The organism is Pseudomonas grimontii, assembly GCF_007858185.1.
In the GTDB taxonomy this organism is placed as follows: Bacteria; Pseudomonadota; Gammaproteobacteria; order Pseudomonadales; family Pseudomonadaceae; genus Aquipseudomonas; species Aquipseudomonas grimontii.
Window position 1 is genome coordinate 35,163 of sequence record NZ_VFES01000010.1, and the last position, 20,472, is coordinate 55,634.

Genomic DNA, 20,472 nt, shown 5'->3' on the forward strand with positions numbered 1-20,472 from the left:
TGTTCGAATGCGTCCGATTGTGCCCGCAAAACCGTGTGGCGTCCTCGGAACGTCACAAGACGCTTGCACTCTTATGCGCAAGGCTGGACGCTTGCCAGCCAGTTCCAGCGGCTACAGGAGGTCAGTGACAGATGTATCACGGGGAACGATTCAACGCCTGGAGCCATTTGCTCGGTGCAGTCGCGGCGTGTATTGGCGCCGTGTGGATGTTGGTGGTGGCGAGCCTGGATGGCAGCCCCTGGAAGATCGTCAGCGTGGCGATTTATGGCTTTACGCTGATGGTGCTGTACAGCGCGTCGACCGTGTACCACAGCGTTCAGGGACGGCGAAAGGAGATCATGCAGAAGGTCGATCACTTTTCGATCTACCTCTTGATCGCCGGCAGCTACACGCCGTTTTGCCTGGTGACACTGAGAGGCCCGTGGGGCTGGACGTTGTTCGGCATCGTGTGGGGGCTGGCGGTGATCGGCATCCTGCAAGAGATCAAGCCGCGCTCCGAGGCGCGCATCCTGTCCATCGTGATCTACGCGGTGATGGGCTGGATCGTGCTGGTGGCGGTCAAGCCGCTGATCGCCGCGTTGGGGACGGCGGGGTTTACCTGGCTGGCGTCGGGCGGGGTGCTGTACACCGTCGGCATCATCTTCTTTGCCCTGGAGGATCGCCTGCGGCATTCCCATGGGATCTGGCATTTGTTTGTGATCGGCGGCAGCTTGCTGCACTTTGTGGCGATCATGCATTACGTGCTTTGAAGGTGGAAGGGGGGCTTCGGTGTCCTTAGATGCGCGCCAATAACTCGCATGCCCGCTTGCCCAGGATCTCCAGCAGATTGGCCAGCATATGCGGCGGCGGTTCATCGGCGCGGGTCAGGGCGTAGAGGGTGATCGGCAGCGGCGGGGTGAGGGTGCGGATGCAGGTGGTGGCCGTTGAGGCGCCCAACGCCGTGAACGGATCGATCACCGTCAAGCCGGCGCCCGATTCCACCATCGCCCGCGCCAGGGAATAGGTTTGCACCGAGATCGTCACTCGAGGCGGTGGGTCGACGTTCTCCAGGTAGCTGTCCAGCTTGGCGGCCAGCGGATCAGCACTGGAAAGCCCAATCAACGGCGCACCTGCCAGATCGCTCAGCGGCAATGGCCGGCTGATTTCAGCCGCCGACCAATAGCCCGTGGACGCCAGGGCCACCAACACACCGTTGGCGAGCACCTGTGTGGTCAACCCGGGATGGCCGGAGAAGTTGAGGGTCAAGGCCAGGTCAATCTCGCGCATCAACAGCTTTTGCACCAGCTCGCGGCTATGGTCGCTGGACAGCTCGCACGCGATGTCCGGGTAGTCGCGTTTCCATTCCAGAATCGCCGGTGGCAGCAGCGACAGCGCCAACGCCGGGATCGCACCAATGCGCACGCTTTGCCCTGGGGCGCGACGCAAGCTCTTGGCCAGGCGCCGCACGCCTTGCAGGCTCTCGGTGACTTTTTCGACCTCGCTTTCCAGTGCCAGGGCCTCCGGCGTGGGCTGCAATTTGCCGCGCACCCGCAGGAACAGCGGAAAGCCCAGCTGCAGTTCGGCATGCTGCAACACCTTGGTCACCGCTGGTTGCGACACATGCAGCAACTGCGCAGCGGCGCTGACGGAGCCGGTCTGGCGGATGGCCTGGAAGATTTCGATATGACGCAAGCGCATGGCAAGTCCATAACCTTTGTTTATAGGTGATCCATCTTTATTCATTGTCGGTGGCCTGTCACCTGCGCCTACGCTTGAGCCTACTTATTCAAGGGCTCGGGGATTGGTATGGTCAGGCAGGTTTGCATCATTGGCGGTGGGGTTATCGGCCTGGCGAGCGCGTATGCGCTGGTGCGTGCCGGCCACGAAGTGACGGTGATCGATGCGCGCGACACCCTGGGCAGTGAAACCAGTTTCGCCAATGGCGGGCAATTGTCCTACCGCTACGTCGCGCCACTGGCTGATGCGGGGGTGCCGCTGCAGGCAATTGGCTGGTTGCTGCGTGGTGACTCGCCGTTGAAGCTGCGCCCACGCCTGGACCCTCAGCAATGGCGCTGGATGGCCGCCTTCATCGGCGCCTGCCGGGGCTCGGTGAACAAACGCAACGCCACCCATTTGCTGCGCCTGGCGAGCCTGAGCCAAAACACCTTGCAGCAATGGCGCGTCGACGACCGCCTGGATGCTTTCAACTGGCGGCGTAACGGCAAGCTGGTGACCTTTCGCGATGCCGATACCTTTGAGCGGGCACGCGGCAAGGTCACCGACATCCTGCAACAACAAGTGCTGTCGACGCTCGATTGTGCCCGCCTGGAGCCGGCGCTGGCGCAGGTGGCGGGTGAGTTTGTCGGTGGTATCTACACGCCCAATGAGGAAGTGGCGGACTGTCATGCCTTCTGCCAACAGCTGGCGGCACGCCTTGAATCGTCGGGGCGCTGCACCTTTTTGCTGGGGCGCAAAGTCACCGGGATTCGCCACGCCGACGGCGCGGTACAGGCCATCGAGTTGGGCGGCGAAGTGATGCCGGTGGAAGAACTGGTGCTGGCGGCCGGTCATCGCAGCGCCGAGTTGGCGTTGCCGGGCCTCTCTCTGTCGTTGTATCCACTCAAGGGCTACAGCCTCAGCGTACCGATTGGCGCGCAGCACCAGGCGCCGAATGTGAGCATCACCGACTACGACCGCAAGATTGTCTACGCGCGCATCGGCGAACAACTGCGGGTGGCGGCCATGGTGGATATTGTCGGCTTTGACGCCTGCCTTGAGCCCAAGCGCCTGGCGTTGATGAAGCGTCAGGCGGTCGAGACATTTCCTACGGCCGGTGACTACGCCCATGCCGTGGAATGGGCCGGTATGCGCCCGGCCACCCCGACCGGCGTGCCGCTGATTGGCGCCAGCGTCTATCGCAACCTGTGGCTGAACCTGGGCCACGGGGCCCTTGGCTTTACCCTGGCGTGCGGCAGCGGCCAATTGCTGGCCGAACTGATCGGCAACCACCTACCTTCCATTGATATGCAGGGCCTGGCGCCCCGCGCCGCGTGAGGACTCATCCATGACCATCAACCGAATCAGCAGCAACGACAGACTGTCCGGCGCCGTTACGTTCAAGGATCTGGTATTCCTGTCGGGCCAGGTGCCCGGCGAAGGCCTGGATGTGGCGACACAAACCCGCGAAGTGCTGGCCAAGATCGACGGGCTGCTGGCCCAGGCCGGCAGTGACAAGGACCATCTGCTGAACGCGACCATTTACTTGAAAGACATCGGCAGCGGTTTCGCGCCGATGAATGACGTATGGGCCGCCTGGCTATCGCCGGGGATGGCGCCGACGCGCACCACCTTGCAGGCGGAACTGGCGCGGCCGAGTGTGCTGGTGGAAATCAGCGTGATTGCTGTACGTAAATAACGTCAAAGACCAACGGAGAATAACAATGAAAAAAATCCTGTTGACCGGCTGCACCCTGGGCCTTTTGCTGGGGGCACACGCCCACGCCAACCAGGCGCCGCTGGACGGTACGCTGGGCAAGATCGCCAACGCCAAGTCCATCACCCTGGGCTATCGTGATGCGTCGGTGCCGTTTTCCTATGTGGGCGATCACAGTGGCAAGCCGATGGGCTATTCGGTAGACCTGGCCAGCAAGATCGTCGAGCGTATCCAGCAGAAAACCGGGGTGGCCGACCTTAAGGTGAAGTACAACCTGGTGACCTCTCAAACGCGCATTCCGCTGGTGCAGAACGGCACCGTCGACCTGGAATGCGGCTCCACTGGAGTCACGGCCGAGCGGCAGAAGCAGGTGGCATTTTCCTACGGGTTTATTTACGTGAAAGGCCAGTTGCTGACGGCTAAAGACAGCGGCATCAAGAGCTTCGCCGACCTGGCGGGCAAGAACGTGGTGACCACCGCCGGCACCACCAACGAGCGTTTTCTAAAGAGCTACAACGCCGAGCACAAGAGCAATATGTTCGTGATCAGCGCCAAGGACCACGGCGAGGCATTCAAGATGCTCGAGACGGGCCGCGCAGCCGCGTTCTACATGGACGATGCATTGCTCTACGGCGAACGCGCCAAGGCCCGCGACCCACACAACTGGGTGGTGGTCGGCGAGGAACAGTCGCGGGAGATCTACAGCTGCATGGTGCGCAAGGATGACCCGCAGTTTCTTGCGGTGGTCAACGAGACCCTCGGCGACCTGTACCGTTCGGGGGAGATCAACGGGATTTACCAGCGCTGGTTTGAACAGCCGATTCCGCCCAAGGGCTTGAACCTGGAATTCCCGATGACCAGTGAGTTGAAGGCGATCATTGCCAAGCCGATCAGCGATCCGGTGGAGTGATCACCTCCTCCAAATGTGGGAGGGTTAGAAGTCGCCCCAGAGTTGTTGTGCAACCGCCAGCGCGACGACGGGCGCAGTCTCGGTGCGCAACACACGCGGGCCGAGGCGGGCGGCGTGGAAGCCGGCGCCTTGGGCGGTGTCGACTTCGGAGTCGGTCAGCCCACCCTCCGGGCCGATCAGAAACGCCAGGCTCGCAGGCTTGGCATGGCTGACCATCGGCTCGGCCACCGGGTGCAGCACCAGCTTCAGGTCTGCTTTGGCCTGCTTTAACCAGTCTGCCAGCAGCAACGGCGGGTGAATCACTGGCACCGTCGAACGCCCGCATTGCTCGCACGCGCTGATCGCCACCTGGCGCCAGTGCAGCAGGCGTTTGTCGGCGCGTTCGTCCTTGAGGCGTACTTCGCAGCGGTCGCTGAAGATCGGCGTGATGGCGTTGACGCCCAGCTCGGTGGCTTTCTGGATCGCCCAATCCATGCGCTCGCCCCGGGACAGGCCCTGGCCGAGGTGGATGTGCAGCGGCGATTCGGCCTGGCCGGCGAAGCTTTCCGTCAGCTGCACGGTGACGCGTTTTTTACCGACTTCCAGCAGGCTGCCCAGGAACTCCTGACCGGAACCGTCGAACAATTGCACGGCGTCACCTTCGCCCATGCGCAGCACGCGACTGATGTAGTGCGCCTGGGCTTCGGGCAGCTCGTGATCGCCGAGGCTCAGCGGGGTGTCGGTGAAAAAGCGGGACAGTCTCATTTCTGTTCTCTGAAAAAAGGTGTAGGTGTGCCGGCAATCAACCCGGATCGCGGAAGCCGGGGTGGAAGTCCTTCGGCACCGCAACACTGACTTTGCTGTTGGTGGCGATGTCGATGCCTTCGCTGGCAACGTCGGCGAGGAAGTCGATCTGCTCCGGCGTAATCACATAGGGCGGCAGGAAATACACCACGCTGCCCAGCGGCCGCAACAGCGCGCCGCGTTCCAGGGCGTGTTCGAACACCTTCAGGCCACGGCGTTCCTGCCACGGGTAAGCGGTCTTGGTGGCCTTGTCCTGGACCATCTCGATGGCCAGCACCATGCCGGTCTGGCGTACTTCCGAGACATGCGGATGGTCGACCAGGTGCGCCGTTGCCGTGGCCATGCGCTGGGCCAGGGCCTGGTTGTTTTCGATGACGTTGTCTTCTTCGAAAATATCCAGGGTCGCCAGGGCCGCCGCGCACGCCAGCGGGTTGCCGGTGTAGCTGTGGGAGTGCAGGAAGGCGCGCAGGGTCGGGTAGTCGTCGTAGAACGCGTCGTAGACGTCATCGGTGGTGACCACGGCGGCCAACGGCAGGTAGCCGCCGGTGAGGGCCTTGGACAAACACAGGAAATCCGGGCGGATGCCGGCCTGTTCACAGGCGAACATGGTCCCGGTGCGCCCGAAGCCCACGGCGATTTCATCGTGGATCAGGTGCACACCATAGCGGTCGCAGGCTTCGCGCAGCAGCTTGAGGTACACCGGGTGGTACATGCGCATGCCGCCGGCGCCCTGGATCAGCGGTTCGACGATCACGGCGGCGACGGTATCGTGGTGCTCGGCCAGGGTCTGTTCCATGGCCAGGAACATGTTGCGCGAGTGTTCTTCCCAGCTCATGCCCTCGGGGCGCAGGTAGCAATCCGGGCTTGGCACCTTGAGGGTGTCCAGCAACAGCGCTTTGTAGGTCTCGGTGAACAGCGGCACGTCGCCTACCGACATCGCGGCGATGGTTTCGCCGTGGTAGCTGTTGGTCAGGGTGACGAAGCGTTTTTTATTCGGCAGGCCACGATTGAGCCAGTAGTGAAAGCTCATCTTCAGCGCGACTTCGATGCAGGACGAACCGTTATCGGCATAGAAGCAGCGGGTCAGGCCCTCGGGGGTCATCTTTACCAGGCGCTCGGACAGTTCGATGACCGGCTGGTGGCTGAAACCAGCGAGGATCACGTGTTCCAGTTGGTCGACCTGGTCCTTGATGCGCTGGTTGATGCGTGGGTTGGCGTGGCCGAACACGTTGACCCACCAGGAACTGACGGCGTCGAGGTAGCGCTTGCCTTCGAAGTCTTCCAGCCATACGCCTTCACCGCGCTTGATCGGGATCAGCGGCAGTTGCTGGTGGTCTTTCATCTGGGTGCAGGGATGCCACAGCACCGCGAGGTCGCGTTGCATCCACTGGTTGTTCAAGCCCATCGGTGATCTCCTCGAAGCGGTCCTGCGAGCGGCGCAGGCGAAACAATCGCGCAAGCCTATGCAATGGTGGCCCGGGTCACAAGCCATTGTGGGGAATTCGGGGTAAACGTAGGACGGACTGTCACGTTTCTTGGGAATAGTCCTTAATCCTTGGTTAACTTATTGTGCATACGCTCTTGATCGTATTTCTCTATATTTCAAAGCAAAATTTTCCGCTTTAATTCGATAGGTAAATCGCTAGTCTTGGGCGCAGCTCTTACGGGATTAAGTACATGCAGCTACGTAACTCACCGGCCCGTTATGGCTGGGTCAGTATGGTTTTGCACTGGGGCGTGGCCCTGGTGGTATTCGGTCTGTTCGCCCTGGGCTTGTGGATGGTCGGGCTCGACTATTACAGCGCCTGGCGCAAAGACGCGCCGGACCTGCACAAGAGCATTGGTATCACACTGTTCGCCATCATGCTGGTACGTATTGTCTGGCGCCTGATCAGCCCGCCGCCTCCGCCGCTGGCCAGTTACAGCCGCTTGACCCGTATCGGTGCCGCGTTCGGCCACGCGTTCCTTTATCTCGGGCTGTTTGCCGTGATGATCGCCGGTTACCTGATTTCCACCGCAGACGGTGTCGGTATCCCGGTGTTTGGCCTGTTTGAAATTCCTGCCGTGGTTTCCGGTCTACCGGACCAGGCAGACACCGCCGGCGTGGTGCACCTGTACCTCGCCTGGGTGTTGGTAGTCTTCGCCGGCTTGCACGGCGTGGCTGCGTTGAAACACCACTTTATCGATCGTGATGCGACCCTCACGCGAATGCTGGGGCGCAAAGCCTGATGTTCAACCTCGACTCACAAGGAATAGAAAGCATGTTGAAAAAGACACTCGCTGCTCTGGCAATCGGTACAGCCCTGCTGTCGGCAGGCCAGGTGATGGCCGCTGACTATGTGATCGACAAGGAAGGCCAGCACGCCTTCGTCGATTTCAAGATCAGCCACTTGGGCTACAGCTACATCACCGGTACCTTCAAGGATCTGGACGGCAAGTTCAGCTTTGACGCCGCCAAGCCAGAAGACGCCAAGATCGAAGTGAATGTTCGCACCGCCAGCGTGTTCTCTAACCACGCCGAACGCGACAAGCACGTCAACAGCAAGGACTTCCTGGATTCGGGCAAATTCCCTGACGCCAAGTTCGTCTCCACCAGCGTCAAGCCAACCGGCAAGAACGCTGATGGCAAGCAAACTGCTGATGTGGCTGGCGACCTGACCTTCCACGGCGTGACCAAGCCTATCGTGGTCAAGGCTACGTTCCTGGGCGAAGGCAAGGATCCATGGGGCGGCTACCGTGCCGGCTTTGAAGGCACCACCACGATCAGTCGCAAGGAATTCAACCCGGGTGGCATGGACGTAGGTCCACAGTCCGACGGCGTTCAGCTGTACATCACCTTTGAAGGTGTTAAAGCGAAGTAACTTTCGCCTCGCACACAAAAATGCCCCGCATCTTTCGATGCGGGGCATTTTTTATGGCGCTTTGAAACTCAGCGGTTGCGGGTCAGCAGTGCTGGTTTTTCACCACGAGGACGGCCTGGCAGTTGATCCAACTGCTCGGGTGTCGGGAAGCGATCAGCTTTCGACTCCTTGTGGATGATCTTTGGCGCCGGACCACCACGTGGGTTCTGCACGGCTGGCTCGGACAAACGCGGCTGGTCGTCACGGGCCGGGCGGCGGTTGTTGCTGCGCGAATCTTCGCGACGCGCCTGGCCGTCACGCGGTGCACCGTTACGCGGGCCGCTGCGCTTGGCCGGTGGGGTGCCGGTCGTGCCGCCGCTGCTGTTGCGTGGACCGTTCTGACGACCGCCCTGAGGCTGGCCGCCACGTGGAGCGCCAGTCCCGGCAGCTGCGCCCGGTGCCGGAGCACCTGGACGACGGCCACGACCCTGGGCCGGTTTGGCCTGGGGCACGTAGTCCACGCGGTTGCCGAAGTTATCCACGTCGTCGTCGAGGAACTCGTCCGGGGCGCGGTCGGCTGCGGCACGTGGCGGTTGGCTCGGTTGGCGCTGTTCGCGGGCCGGGGTGCCTTCACGGGGCTTCTGCTCGCGGGCCGGGCGTTCGCCACGGCCGTTGGCAGGCGCTTTTTCCTTGCCGCCCTTGTCCTTGCCCTTGTCGCGACGACCACCACCACCGCCGCCGCCGTTCGGGCCATCGCCCTTCGGACCGCGTGGGTTACGTGGGTTACGCACGTCCGGACGCTCGCGCACTTCAGGCTTCTCGGCCTCAACGGCGCTGGCATCGAAGCCCATCAGGTCGCCGTCGGCGATTTTCTGCTTGGTCATGCGTTCGATGCTTTTCAGCAGTTTCTCTTCATCCGGTGCGACCAGGGAAATGGCTTCGCCCGAACGCCCGGCACGGCCGGTACGGCCGATACGGTGCACGTAGTCTTCGTCGACGTTTGGCAGCTCGAAGTTGACCACGTGTGGCAGTTGGTCGATGTCCAGGCCGCGTGCGGCGATATCGGTGGCGACCAGGATGCGCACTTCACCGGCCTTGAAGTCGGCCAGGGCTTTGGTGCGCGCGTTCTGGCTCTTGTTACCGTGGATGGCGACGGCGGTGAGGCCGTGCTTGTCCAGGTACTCGGCCAGGCGGTTGGCGCCGTGCTTGGTGCGGGTGAACACCAGCACCTGTTCCCAGGCGCCGGCGGTGATCAGGTGCGCCAGCAATGAACGCTTGTGGCTCGCGGCCAGGCGGAATACGCGTTGCTCGATACGCTCGACCGTGGTGTTCGGCGGCGTGACTTCGATGCGCTCCGGGTTGTGCAGCAGCTTGCCGGCCAGGGCAGTGATGTCCTGGGAGAACGTCGCGGAGAACAGCAGGTTCTGGCGTTTGGCCGGCAGGCGGGCGAGGACCTTCTTCACGTCATGGACAAAGCCCATGTCGAGCATGCGGTCGGCTTCGTCCAGCACGAGGATTTCCACGTGGGACAAATCGACGCTGCCTTGGCCGCACAGGTCGAGCAAACGACCGGGGCACGCCACCAGCACGTCAACACCACGGGACATGGCCTGAACCTGTGGGTTCATGCCGACGCCGCCGAAGATGCAGGCGCTGACGAACTTGAGGTCGCGGGCATACAGCTTGAAGCTGTCGTGCACCTGGGCGGCGAGTTCGCGGGTAGGGGTCAGGACCAGTACGCGCGGTTGGCGCGGGCCGTGACGCTGGGATTTGTCCGGGTGACCGTTGGGGAACAACCGCTCCAGAATCGGGAGGGCGAAGCCGCCGGTTTTACCAGTACCTGTCTGAGCCGCAACCATCAGGTCGCGACCTTGCAACACGGCGGGAATAGCCCGCTGTTGCACCGGAGTAGGCTCGGTATAGCCCGCTGCCTCGATGGCGCGGACTAAAGCCTCGGAGAGACCGAGGGAAGCAAAGGACATGAGTAATCCTGTTTTAGTTAGGGCTTGGCCCAAAGGGATAATCTTGCCAGGCGTGAATGGCGCTTAGGGGAGCGCAATCCCGTCCGGTCCTGCTGCGTCTGGCGGGCACTCCACCGGCTCGCGCGGGCTGAAAGCTGCGCAGTAGCGGGGTTGGGTGCCTTTTTCAGGACCTCAGCGGCCGGGCGTAAGCCTGGCGGAAAGGCCGGAGTATAACAGAGCAATCACTGTGCGCCGCTTTCCTGCTGCTCAACGGTGTGTCCGGAGGTTGAAATGGCTTGGATTCCACCATATTTGGCGCTTAAAGCGGCGTAGGCCGGTTCCTGTTTGAAGCGCTTGAGCTCGGCGGCAAAGCGTTGCACCAACAGGTCCATCCCCGCGCCACGGCGTACGGCGAGGTATTGCTGTTGGCGGCTGACCACGATTGGGGCCTGGCTGACCTTGTCTTCCAGGCCCATCGCTTTGATCACATGCCGGCCGACCCGGCGGTCGGTGATCAGCAGGTCGATGCGCCCCAGCAGCAATTTACCGAAGTTGGCCTCATGGCTGGGGGCCGGCTCGCGGTTGAACAGGGTGGAGTCGCTGAATGGCGTGCCGTACAGGTAGCCTGGCGAGGTGCCGACAGTGAGGCCGCCCAGGTCGTCAAGGCTCTGGGCCGGGTGAGGGCGCTCGTTGGCGTAGAACATCACAAATTCCACTTCCGACAACGGTTCGCTGGGGTACAACAGCAGGGCGTCGCGGTCGTGACTGTGGAAAATATCCAGTGCGCCATCGGCATGACCCTGCTCAAGCATGGCCAGACAGCGCTTCCAGGGCAGGAACTGCCATTGCACATCGATCCCCAGGCGCTGGAACACGATCACCGTGGTTTCGTAGTCCAGTCCATGCATGGCGCCGTGCTCTTCATACACATAAGGTGCCCAGGGCTCGGTGACAATGCGCAATTTCTCGCCATAAGCGGTCAGGCTCAAGCAAGTAAAAAGCGCAACGGTCAACAGCTTCAGAATGACGGGCATGCCCCGAGGTTACGACGCCGCTGCGCTAAAGAGAAGCTCTGGCACACGCATCTGCGGGCGGCGCTATTTTGTCGGTGAGGTCATCAGGTGTTCATAGATGGCTGCACGTCGCTCGCCCAGAATCAGGCGCACCATTGGGTTGGCGAACCAATGTTCGAGTTGGTGCGCATCGACTGGGCATTTTTGCCGCTCTTCCTGATTCTGCAGGGCCTTGTCCCACCAAACCGGGCCACAGGCCTGGTCGAATTCATTTTCGTGCTCGTAGCAGCCGTAGAGAATTTCGCGGATGAACTGCTGCTTGCGTTTGGGCAAGGCCAGGGTGATCAGCTTGTACATCAAGCGTTGCAGTCGCGGCGGGCGGGGCAGGTGGGCGGAGACCTTGCGGGTGTCGGCCAGGGCGTGGGCGCAGATGGGGTCTGCGGCGTGCTTGGTCATCCATGCTTTGACCTTGGCCCGGAACAACTGCTTGCGGCTCCAGTAGTGGTGGATCAGGTCGGGGCACTGGCGCACGTTGAGCGTGCGGTACGCGGCCACCGACAGGCAGAACTCTTCCAGGGTGTAGGCGCCGTGGGCCATCGGAAACAGCTCGTCCATCAACGCGATCGAGCGATCAAGGATGTGCGCGTCTTGCCGGGTCAGGCCCATGACGCCCGAGTTGAGCAGCCACATATCGTTGTCGGCCAAGCCTTTGTCTGCGAGGTGCTTGGCCAGGGCTTCATACAGCACGCTTTCGCGGTTGTCGCCGTACTTGGCGTGGAAGGCATTGCACAGCACGGTTCCGGGCGCGACGCGTTCGAACAGCGCCATGGGCGAGTCGTGGAAAAAGGTGTCGGTGTCGATCAACAGCGCCCGTTCCGAGGTTTCCAGTACCTGGCGCAACAGCACATGTTTGGTGCGAAAGTGGTAGCCGTGGGGTTCGCTCCAGCGTTTGCGCGTGGCGTCGTCCAGCGTATGAACCTGTACCGGCAAGCCGCGATAGGGGGCCGGATTGTCGCTGAACACCTGGATGTCCAACGGCATGTCCTGGGGCCCGCCCAGGTGGGCCAGGGCACTGGCGATGCTGAATACGGCTTCCTGATGATAGGTCTCGGCGCCGAATACCAGGTAAACCAGCTGCGGGCGAGGAGTCGGGGATGCTGTATTCATTTACTGCAGGCTTCCTTTCCAGGGATAGGTAGACGAAAAAAGCCCCCGTAATAACGAGGGCTGGGTACAGCGATTAAACCGGCCTAACGTGGCAGTTTAAGGTTGTTCCAGATCGCGAGGCTGGGTTCAGCCTGGTTCAGGGTATAGAAGTGCAGGCCTGGCGCACCACCTTGCAACAATTCTTCACACATATTGCTGATCATTTGTTCGCCAAACGCCTGGATGCTCTTGACGTCATCGCCATAGGCTTCCAGTTGCTTGCGCACCCAGCGTGGGATCTCAGCACCGCAGGCGTCTGAGAAGCGCGCCAGCTTGCTGTAGTTGGTGATCGGCATGATGCCCGGCACGATCGGGATGTTCACACCCATGGCGCGGACACGCTCGACGAAGTAGAAGTAGCTGTCGGCGTTGAAGAAGTACTGGGTGATCGCGCTGTCGGCGCCGGCGTTGGCCTTGCGCACGAAGTTCTGCAGATCGTCTTCGAAATTGCGCGCCTGGGGGTGCATCTCCGGGTAAGCCGCCACTTCGATATGGAAGTGATCGCCGCTTTCTTCGCGAATGAAGCTCACCAGGTCATTGGCGTAGCGCAGCTCACCGCTGGCCATGCCCATGCCGGACGGCAAGTCGCCACGCAGCGCAACGATGCGCTTGATGCCGGCGGCTTTGTATTGGGTCAGCAGGCCGCGCAGGTCGGCCTTGCTGTCGCCCACGCACGACAAATGCGGAGCGGCGGGAATTTTGACTTCGCTTTCAAGCTGCAACACGGTGTTGATCGTACGATCACGGGTCGAGCCGCCAGCGCCGTAGGTGCAGGAGAAGAAGTCGGGGTTGTAAGTGGCCAACTGCTTGGCAGTCGCCATCAGTTTTTCATGCCCAGCATCGGTCTTGGTGGGGAAGAACTCGAAGCTGTAGCGACGGTCTTGGGACATGGAGGAGGTCTCCAGCTGCAAGTTGCAAGCTTCAAGCTGCAAGAGGGCGGTGTGCCAGTTCTTGTAGCTTGAAGCTCACATCTCTCAGCTGCTTAAGGAGCAATGAAGTAGCAGGCCCTTCACCACAAACGCGTTGACTTGCCGCTTGTAGCTAGAAGCTTGCAGCTGCTTTAGTAGCGATAAGCGTGCGGCTTGAACGGGCCTTCGACGGTCACGCCGATGTAGTCGGCCTGGGTCTTGGTCAGTTGAGTTACCACGCCACCGAAGCCGCGGACCATTTCCAGGGCCACTTCTTCGTCGAGTTTCTTCGGCAGTACTTCCACGGTCAGGCGCTCGGCTTTCTGGGCCGGCGACAGGTCGGCGTATTTCTGGCCGAACAGGAAGATCTGGGCCAGCACCTGGTTGGCGAACGAGCCGTCCATGATGCGGCTTGGGTGGCCGGTGGCGTTGCCCAGGTTAACCAAGCGGCCTTCAGCCAGCAGGATCAGGTAGTCGTCGTTCTGTGGGTCGAAAGCGCCAGCGCCGGTACGGTGAACCTTGTGTACCTGTGGCTTCACTTCTTCCCATGCCCAGTTCTTGCGCATGAAAGCAGTGTCGATCTCGTTGTCGAAGTGACCGATGTTGCACACCACGGCGCGCTTTTTCAGGGCTTTGAGCATGTTGGCATCGCAGACGTTGACGTTACCGGTGGTGGTCACGATCAGGTCGATCTTGCCCAGCAGGGCCTTGTCGATGCTTGCTTCGGTGCCGTCATTGACACCATCGATGAACGGCGAAACCACTTCGAAACCGTCCATGCAGGCTTGCATGGCGCAGATCGGGTCGACTTCGGAGACTTTAACGATCATGCCTTCCTGACGCAGGGACTGGGACGAACCCTTGCCCACGTCGCCGTAGCCGATCACCAGGGCTTGCTTGCCCGACAGCAGGTGGTCGGTACCGCGCTTGATGGCATCGTTCAGGCTGTGACGGCAGCCGTACTTGTTGTCGTTCTTGCTCTTGGTCACGGAGTCGTTGACGTTGATGGCCGGGATTTTCAGCTCGCCCTTGGCCAGCATGTCCAGCAGGCGGTGCACGCCAGTGGTGGTCTCTTCGGTCACGCCGTGGACGCGGTCGAGAATCTGCGGGTACTTCTTGTGCAACAGCTCGGTCAGGTCGCCGCCGTCGTCGAGGATCATGTTGGCATCCCAAGGCGTGCCATCTTTCAGGATGGTTTGCTCCAGGCACCACTCGTACTCTTCTTCGGTCTCGCCTTTCCAGGCGAATACCGGGATACCGGCAGCGGCGATGGCGGCAGCGGCCTGGTCTTGAGTCGAGAAGATGTTGCAGGACGACCAACGCACTTCGGCACCCAGGGCAACCAGGGTTTCGATCAGCACGGCAGTCTGGATGGTCATGTGGATGCAGCCGAGGATCTTCGCGCCCTTGAGCGGTTGCTCAGCGGCGTACTTGCGACGCAGGCCCATCAGGGCTGGCATTTCGGATTCGGCGATAAAGGTTTCGCGACGGCCCCAGGCGGCGAGGGACATATCGGCGACTTTGTAGTCGTTGAAATCGGCAGGCGTAATTACAGCGCTCATGAAGAGCCTCCATTCGTAGTGTGCGAATGGGCGCCGTTGTGCGTTTAGTATCAGGCCAGGGAAACCAGGCCGGACAACGCCCCATCCGAGCCTGACAGGTTGAACCTGCTGCAGCGCCCCTCGGACAGGTGGCGGGAGAACGGTAGTAGCCGTTCGAAAACGGGGGCGATTATAGCTTTCTTTGGTTGGCTGGTGGCAAGCGACAAGCTACAAGCGGCAAGCGGCAAGCGGCAAGTAAAAGCGAATCGGCTTTTAACTTGCAGCTTGTAGCTTAAAACTTGAAGCTGGGTGGCCATACCCCAATCCTCCAAACACCTCACCCCCGGAGCCCCCCCATGAACTTCCACACCCGCAAATGGGTAAAACCTGAAGACCTGAACCCCAACGGCACCCTGTTCGGCGGCAGCCTGCTGCGCTGGATCGACGAAGAAGCAGCCATCTACGCGATTGTTCAACTGGGCAACCAGCGCGTGGTGACCAAGTACATCTCCGAAATCAACTTTGTCAGCGCCTCGCGCCAGGGCGACATCATCGAACTCGGCATCACTGCCACCGAGTTTGGTCGCACCTCCATCACCCTGACCTGTGAAGTGCGGAACAAGATCACCCGCAAAAGCATCCTGACTGTCGAGAAAATGGTCTTCGTTAACCTCGGCGAAGACGGTTTGCCAGCGCCACACGGGCGTACCGAGATCAGGTACGTCAAGGATCAGTTCAAGGAAGACGACATCAGCGAGTAATCCTGCGCGAGCCAGTGAACGCTATTGATCGGCCATGGGTCGTACCTGAACATCGCCCCCCGTTCAGGTATCACCATGGCTACGCAAGAAGAAGGCAAGACCCCCAACCTGTCCCAGGAAGAGCAGCAGGACGTCGACAAGAACCAGCCGCCCCGCGCAGCGGTACTGCACGAAATCATCCGTACCCAGGGCGACCAGGAGCTGGAGCGCAGTGTCGCCGCTTTGTGGTGGTCGGCATTGGCGGCCGGGTTGACCATGGGCCTGTCACTGATGGCCATGGGGCTGCTCAATTCACGCCTGCCTGAGGGTGAAGCCTTCAAGGTAATTGCCAGCTTCGGCTATTGCGCGGGCTTCCTCGCGGTGATCCTGGCGCGCCAGCAATTGTTTACCGAAAACACCCTGACTGCCGTGCTGCCGGTGATGAGCAAGCCGACCCTGGCAAATGCCGGGCGCCTGTTACGCCTGTGGTCGGTGGTGCTGGTGGGCAACCTGTGCGGCACCCTGCTGGTGGCGTACGTGATGCTGCACCTGCCGATCTTCGACACCAAGACCGACATGGCCTTCCTGGAAATCGGGCGCAAGATCATGGAAAACGACGCCGGCCAGATGTTCGCCAAAGGCATCGTCTCCGGCTGGATGATCGCCACCATGGTGTGGATGATCCCGTCGATGGAAAGCGCCAAGATGTGGATCATCATTCTGATCACCTACCTGATGGCCCTGGGGGATTTCACCCATATCGTGGTGGGTTCGGCGGAAGTGTCATACCTGGTGTTTGCCGGCGAGTTGCCGTGGAAGGATTTCTGGCTGGTGTTTGCCGGCCCCACACTGGCCGGCAACATCATCGGTGGCAGCTTCATCTTTGCCTTGATCAGCCATGCGCAGATTCGCAGCGAGGGTAGCTTGCCGGGCAAGAACGCTGCGGACCCGAGGCATCCGCAGCGGATCAACAAGGATCAGTGAGCGTCAGGTGTGGCCTGGGGTTCGCCTTGGGTCACGCGCTTGACCAGCTTGCCGATGCTCAGACCCTGCAGCAGGATCGACGACAGCACCACGATGTAGGTGATGCTCAGCAGCAGGTCGCGCTCCGGCCCCAGTGGCAGGGCCAGCGCCAGTGCCACCGAAACCCCGCCGCGCAAGCCGCCCCAGGTCAGGATACGGATGGTGCCGCGCGGCACCGTGCGCCAGCGGCGCAGCAACAGGATCGCCGGGGCCACGGTCAGCAGGCGAGACAGCAGGATCGCCACCGCCAGCAAGCTGGCCGCGAACACGTGCAGCCAGTTGAACGGCAACAGCAGCAGCTCCATGCCGATCAGCGCGAACAGTAACGCGTTGAGCATGTCATCGAGCAGTTCCCAGAAACCGTCCAGGTAGCGTCGGGTCATGTCGTTCATCGCCAGCTTGCGCCCCAGGTTGCCGATGATCAGCCCGGCGACCACCATCGCGATCGGCGCGGAGACGTGCAGCTCCGTGGCCATCGCCGAGCCGCCGATCACCAGGGCGAGGGTCAGCATCACTTCGATCTGGTGCTGTTCGATGCTCTTGATCATCAGGTACACCAGATAGCCGATCAGCCCGCCGAATACCACGCCGCCAATTGCCTCATGGGCGAACAACATGGCCGTGGCGCCCACGGTAGGCGTCTCGCCCAACTGCGCGATGCCCAGCAATACGGTAAACACCACCACCGCCGTGCCGTCGTTGAACAGGCTCTCGCCCACAATCGTGGTCTTCAGCGGTTTCGACGCATTGGCGGTGCGCAGCACGCCCAGCACCGCAATGGGGTCGGTGGGCGAGATCAGTGCGCCGAACAACAGGCAGTAAAGGAAGCTCACGTGCCAGCCAAACAGGGCGAAGATGTAATACGCCAGGCTGCCGATCACCACGGTGGCGATCAACACACCGAAGGTTGCCAGCAGGCCGATGGGCCAACGGTAGCTGCGCAGGTCGTTCAAGTTGACGTGCAAGGCGCCGGCGAACAGCAGGAACGACAGCATCCAGTTCATCAGCAAGTCGCCGAAGTCGATCTGGCCGATCAGTTGCTGGATACGTTCCTCCAGGCCTGGGTAGCCGAGCACGCTCAGGCCTTGCAGGATCAGGGAGAACAGCAGGGCCGTCACCATCACGCCGATGGTCGGCGGCAGGCCGATGAAGCGGAAGTTCACATAGGTGAGCAGGGTAGTGAGGCAAATGAAGGCGGCGACAAGTTCAAGCATCCGGGGTCCTTGGAAGATGGGGGAGAGTTGTTAGTGGGGGGATGGACCGCAGCAGCGGCGGGAGGTTGCAAGGCCTTGGGCGAAAGAACGGTAGAACCTTTCGCTGTCGTGCGGCTCAGAGCGGTTAGGTGCGATATTGAGTTTTTAGTGCTAGAACTCTAATCGCTGCATAAAACTACAAAAGGAATGAGTAATGACGGCTGCTTTCTGGTGTGTGTTGATCGCGATTTTTCTGCCTTACCTGTGCACAGGGGTGGCCAAGTTCAGTGGCGGCAAGTTCGGGCCACGGCAGAACCACGACCCGCGTGCTTTTCTGGATACCCTCGAAGGGGTTGCCAAGCGTGCCCACAGTGCGCAGCTCAACAGCTTTGAAGTGACTCCCGCGTTTGCCGCCGCGGTGATCATCGCCCATCTGGCCGGCACGGCCGAACTGGTGACCATCAACGTGCTGGCCGTGCTGTTTATCACCAGCCGCCTGCTGTACATCATTTGCTACTTGGCTGACTGGGCAATATTGCGCTCGTTGGTGTGGGCGGTGGGCATGGCATTGATTGCGAGCTTCTTCTTCGTCTCGATCTAACGCATGGCGCAGATTCCGTTGTGGGAGGGGGCTTGCTCCCGATGGCGGCTGGCCAGTTGATGGATATGTCAACTGACACACCGCTATCGAGGGCAAGCCCCCTCCCACATTTGATCTAGAGTGTCTCCGGCACCTGCGGCAATGCCGCGCCCTTGGGCCAAAGCATCCAGATCTGACCTTGCTGCTTCATATTTCCCGCCAACTCTCCGGCAGCGTCACCCGTGCCCCAGAACAAGTCCGCGCGCACTTCACCGGTGATTGCACCGCCGGTGTCCTGCGCGGCGACGGGGCGTGCCAATGGCGAGCCGTCGGGCGTGGTGGTCGACAGCCACAACAGGCTACCCAGCGGAATTACCTTGCGATCCACTGCCGCGCTGTAGCCGGCGGTCAACGGCACGTTCAGCGAGCCGCGTGGCCCCTCATTACTGTCGGGGCGGGCACTGAAGAATACGTAGCTGGGGTTGCTCGCCAGCAGCTCCGGGATGCGTTCTGGATGCGCCTTGGCCCAAGCGCTGATGGCGCCCATGGTCACGTCTTCTTTCTTCAACTCGCCTTGCTCCACCAGCCAGCGGCCGATAGGGCGATAGGGGTAGCCGTTCTGGTCGCCGTAACCGACGCGCAGTTGGCGCCCATCCTTGAGTTGAATGCGGCCCGAGCCCTGGATTTGCAGAAATTGCAGGTCCATCGGGTTGGTCAGCCAGGCAATCGGCTTGGCGGTGGAGCCTTGGCCGTTGATGGCGCTGGCATCGTCATAGGGTTTGAGCACACGGCCTTCGAGACGGCCGCGCAGGCGCTTGCCCTTGAGTTCCGGGTAGATGCTTTCCAGATTGACGATGATCAGGTCGTCCGGCACGCCATACACGGGTACATGGGCGGTGGCGGTTTTGGTCAGGCTGCCGGGGTAGACCGGTTCGTAGTAGCCGGTGATCAAGCCATTGGGGGTGTTGTCAGCCGAACGCAGGCCGAACACATCCAGGCGCTCCTTGAGAAAACCGCGCACCGCCACGGCATCGGCTGGCACGGGACCCGCTGCTGCGCAGGTCGCACCCCATACAGGATCGGCCTTGAGGCGTTGGCAGGCGCTACGCCAGGATTCGAAGCCGGCCAGCAGGTCGCTGTCGGACACGGCAGGCAACGCTTCCCAGGGAGCGCTGACATAGGTGGCGACGGCGTGGGGTTTGGCAGTTTCATCTTTAGCCGTGTCTTTACCGCTGTCCTTGCCAGCGTCACAGCCTGACAGCAGTGCGATGATCGGCAGAGCCCATGCCAAGCGGCGGCTCCAGTGTTTCAACGTGAGATTCATACGAACAGTTCCTGAAGCGATTGCCCGCGCTGCAGCGCCTGTGGACAACCCTTATTATTAATAGGGCTATTGGTCTTTATGGGCAGGGCGAGGATACTGGCCGCCGTTTCCCGTGACCCTGAGCCACCATGACTTTTAAAAAAATTACGCTTGTGCTGTTGGCCTGCCTGGCACTGTCCGCCTGCGGCGGCGTTGATCCGAATTCGCCCCTTGGCCAGCGCAAGGCGATCTTCAAGCAGATGCTCAAGACCGCTGAAGACCTGGGCGGCATGTTGCGCGGGCGCATTGCGTTCGATGGCGCGAAATTCGCCGAAGGCGCGGTCAGGCTCGATGCGTTGTCCCATGAACCGTGGAAGCACTTTCCGAGCGTACGCGAAGAGGATCACACCAGTGCCAAGGACGACGTGTGGCAAAAACAGGCGCAGTTCCAGCAACTGGCCCGCGAGCTGGAAGCGGCCACGGGTGAGTTGGTGATCGCCAGCCAAGTGCAGCCCTACAAGGCCAGCAACCTTACGCCTGCCGTACAGAAAGTCGAAGATGCCTGCAGTGCCTGCCATAAACAATTTCGGGACCACTGACCGGTTTTACTGGTCGAGTTCTTCCACGGCGTCCTGCAGTTCCTTGCGGGACTCGGCGAGCTTGTCCTTGCGCTTGTTGATCTTGTCCGCGTCGCCTTTTTTCATCGCCTTGTCGAGGTCGGCCTGACGGCGGCTGACGTCGTGCTTGGCGTCGAGTACCTTGTTTTCGCGCTCCTTCCTCAAGGCGGCATCGGTGCAGTTGGCGGTGACTTCGCTCAGGGCTTTTTCCAGGCCGGCTTGCTGGTCGCTGTTGCCGTGGGCCTTGGCTTGTTCGATCTGGGTGCTGATGGCCTGGCGCTTGGCGGCGCAGCCGGTGAGTGGGGTGGCTTCTTCGGCGGCCAGCAGTGGCGTGGCCATGAAACTTGCGACGGTCAGCAGGGCAAGAGGGGCGAGGAATTTCATGTGGAGCTCCAGGGGTGCAAATAGCAGGGTGAATTCTGCTGTGATTTAAAGGTGGTTG

The 20,472-nt window shown here is 61.2% G+C and carries 21 protein-coding genes and 1 riboswitch; of the genes, 10 read left to right on the forward strand and 11 right to left on the reverse strand.

Annotated elements, in window-relative coordinates; all coding sequences use genetic code 11:
- Nucleotides 1-131 precede the first annotated feature (131 nt).
- Nucleotides 132-749: a PAQR family membrane homeostasis protein TrhA gene (trhA, locus tag FIV39_RS16600; RefSeq protein WP_090401675.1), complete on the forward strand. Its 618-nt coding sequence runs from the start codon at nucleotides 132-134 to the stop codon at nucleotides 747-749.
- 25 nt (nucleotides 750-774) lie between these two features.
- Here trhA and FIV39_RS16605 read toward each other — a convergent pair whose 3' ends face one another.
- Entirely contained in the window at nucleotides 775-1,677 is a 903-nt protein-coding gene (locus FIV39_RS16605) for a LysR family transcriptional regulator (protein WP_090401676.1), read from the reverse strand.
- Nucleotides 1,678-1,785: 108 nt separating this feature from the next.
- Here FIV39_RS16605 and FIV39_RS16610 point away from each other — a divergent pair, with 108 nt between their 5' ends.
- The 3 genes from FIV39_RS16610 to FIV39_RS16620 are packed head-to-tail and all read left to right on the forward strand — an operon-like array spanning nucleotide 1,786 to nucleotide 4,322.
- A complete protein-coding gene (locus FIV39_RS16610) occupies nucleotides 1,786-3,033 on the forward strand; it encodes a D-amino acid dehydrogenase (RefSeq protein WP_090401677.1) in 1,248 nt (415 codons plus the stop codon).
- 10 nt (nucleotides 3,034-3,043) lie between these two features.
- Complete coding sequence (locus FIV39_RS16615; protein ID WP_090401678.1) at nucleotides 3,044-3,394, forward strand: RidA family protein; 351 nt, start codon at nucleotides 3,044-3,046, stop codon at nucleotides 3,392-3,394.
- A gap of 25 nt (nucleotides 3,395-3,419) precedes the next feature.
- Nucleotides 3,420-4,322: a transporter substrate-binding domain-containing protein gene (locus FIV39_RS16620; protein WP_090401679.1), complete on the forward strand. Its 903-nt coding sequence runs from the start codon at nucleotides 3,420-3,422 to the stop codon at nucleotides 4,320-4,322.
- Nucleotides 4,323-4,346: 24 nt separating this feature from the next.
- On the opposite strand, the gene FIV39_RS16625 is transcribed toward FIV39_RS16620, so the two are convergent.
- Nucleotides 4,347-5,066, reverse strand: coding sequence for a 16S rRNA (uracil(1498)-N(3))-methyltransferase (locus tag FIV39_RS16625; protein ID WP_090401680.1), 720 nt, complete (start codon nucleotides 5,064-5,066; stop codon nucleotides 4,347-4,349).
- A gap of 37 nt (nucleotides 5,067-5,103) precedes the next feature.
- Nucleotides 5,104-6,510, reverse strand: a complete 1,407-nt coding sequence (locus FIV39_RS16630) for an adenosylmethionine--8-amino-7-oxononanoate transaminase (protein ID WP_146371559.1) — start codon at nucleotides 6,508-6,510, stop codon at nucleotides 5,104-5,106.
- A gap of 272 nt (nucleotides 6,511-6,782) precedes the next feature.
- Here FIV39_RS16630 and FIV39_RS16635 point away from each other — a divergent pair, with 272 nt between their 5' ends.
- Both FIV39_RS16635 and FIV39_RS16640 read left to right on the forward strand, forming a co-directional pair.
- Nucleotides 6,783-7,334 (forward strand): cytochrome b, encoded by a 552-nt coding sequence (locus FIV39_RS16635; RefSeq protein ID WP_027606058.1) that lies wholly within the window; start codon nucleotides 6,783-6,785, stop codon nucleotides 7,332-7,334.
- Nucleotides 7,335-7,366: 32 nt separating this feature from the next.
- Nucleotides 7,367-7,966, forward strand: a complete 600-nt coding sequence (locus tag FIV39_RS16640) for a YceI family protein (protein ID WP_090401681.1) — start codon at nucleotides 7,367-7,369, stop codon at nucleotides 7,964-7,966.
- 68 nt (nucleotides 7,967-8,034) lie between these two features.
- On the opposite strand, the gene FIV39_RS16645 is transcribed toward FIV39_RS16640, so the two are convergent.
- From FIV39_RS16645 to ahcY, 5 genes are all read right to left on the reverse strand, one after another.
- Entirely contained in the window at nucleotides 8,035-9,927 is a 1,893-nt protein-coding gene (locus tag FIV39_RS16645) for a DEAD/DEAH box helicase (protein WP_090401682.1), read from the reverse strand.
- Between the two features lie 221 nt (nucleotides 9,928-10,148).
- Nucleotides 10,149-10,940, reverse strand: a complete 792-nt coding sequence (locus FIV39_RS16650; protein ID WP_090401683.1) for a substrate-binding periplasmic protein — start codon at nucleotides 10,938-10,940, stop codon at nucleotides 10,149-10,151.
- A gap of 63 nt (nucleotides 10,941-11,003) precedes the next feature.
- Nucleotides 11,004-12,086, reverse strand: coding sequence for a hypothetical protein (locus FIV39_RS16655; RefSeq protein ID WP_090401684.1), 1,083 nt, complete (start codon nucleotides 12,084-12,086; stop codon nucleotides 11,004-11,006).
- 83 nt (nucleotides 12,087-12,169) lie between these two features.
- The gene (metF, locus tag FIV39_RS16660) at nucleotides 12,170-13,015 is read right to left on the reverse strand and encodes a methylenetetrahydrofolate reductase [NAD(P)H] (RefSeq protein ID WP_090401685.1); all 846 of its coding nucleotides are present in this window, start codon (nucleotides 13,013-13,015) and stop codon (nucleotides 12,170-12,172) included.
- A gap of 170 nt (nucleotides 13,016-13,185) precedes the next feature.
- Nucleotides 13,186-14,595 carry an adenosylhomocysteinase gene (gene ahcY, locus FIV39_RS16665; protein WP_090401686.1) on the reverse strand — a complete coding sequence of 470 codons (1,410 nt, stop codon included), beginning with the start codon at nucleotides 14,593-14,595 and terminating at the stop codon, nucleotides 13,186-13,188.
- 21 nt (nucleotides 14,596-14,616) lie between these two features.
- Nucleotides 14,617-14,723: riboswitch (S-adenosyl-L-homocysteine riboswitch) on the reverse strand.
- 207 nt (nucleotides 14,724-14,930) lie between these two features.
- On the opposite strand from ahcY, the gene FIV39_RS16670 reads away from it, so the two are divergent.
- Together FIV39_RS16670 and FIV39_RS16675 are read left to right on the forward strand one after the other, a co-directional pair.
- Nucleotides 14,931-15,335, forward strand: a complete 405-nt coding sequence (locus FIV39_RS16670; protein WP_090401687.1) for an acyl-CoA thioesterase — start codon at nucleotides 14,931-14,933, stop codon at nucleotides 15,333-15,335.
- A 75-nt stretch (nucleotides 15,336-15,410) separates the two neighbouring features.
- Nucleotides 15,411-16,298 (forward strand): formate/nitrite transporter family protein, encoded by an 888-nt coding sequence (locus FIV39_RS16675; RefSeq protein ID WP_090409855.1) that lies wholly within the window; start codon nucleotides 15,411-15,413, stop codon nucleotides 16,296-16,298.
- Here FIV39_RS16675 and FIV39_RS16680 read toward each other — a convergent pair.
- Nucleotides 16,292-17,551 carry a cation:proton antiporter gene (locus tag FIV39_RS16680; protein WP_090401688.1) on the reverse strand — a complete coding sequence of 420 codons (1,260 nt, stop codon included), beginning with the start codon at nucleotides 17,549-17,551 and terminating at the stop codon, nucleotides 16,292-16,294. The two genes, FIV39_RS16675 and FIV39_RS16680, sit on opposite strands and share 7 nt — an antisense overlap.
- 193 nt (nucleotides 17,552-17,744) lie before the next feature.
- Here FIV39_RS16680 and FIV39_RS16685 point away from each other — a divergent pair, with 193 nt between their 5' ends.
- Complete coding sequence (locus FIV39_RS16685) at nucleotides 17,745-18,131, forward strand: MAPEG family protein (protein WP_090401689.1); 387 nt, start codon at nucleotides 17,745-17,747, stop codon at nucleotides 18,129-18,131.
- Between the two features lie 115 nt (nucleotides 18,132-18,246).
- On the opposite strand, the gene mltA is transcribed toward FIV39_RS16685, so the two are convergent.
- On the reverse strand, nucleotides 18,247-19,434 hold the full coding sequence (gene mltA / locus FIV39_RS16690) for a murein transglycosylase A (RefSeq protein WP_090401690.1): 1,188 nt from the start codon (nucleotides 19,432-19,434) through the stop codon (nucleotides 18,247-18,249).
- Nucleotides 19,435-19,562: 128 nt separating this feature from the next.
- Here mltA and FIV39_RS16695 point away from each other — a divergent pair, with 128 nt between their 5' ends.
- A complete protein-coding gene (locus FIV39_RS16695) occupies nucleotides 19,563-20,012 on the forward strand; it encodes a c-type cytochrome (RefSeq protein WP_090401691.1) in 450 nt (149 codons plus the stop codon).
- 6 nt (nucleotides 20,013-20,018) lie between these two features.
- On the opposite strand, the gene FIV39_RS16700 is transcribed toward FIV39_RS16695, so the two are convergent.
- Nucleotides 20,019-20,414 (reverse strand): DUF1090 domain-containing protein, encoded by a 396-nt coding sequence (locus tag FIV39_RS16700; protein ID WP_090401692.1) that lies wholly within the window; start codon nucleotides 20,412-20,414, stop codon nucleotides 20,019-20,021.
- Nucleotides 20,415-20,472 lie beyond the last annotated feature (58 nt).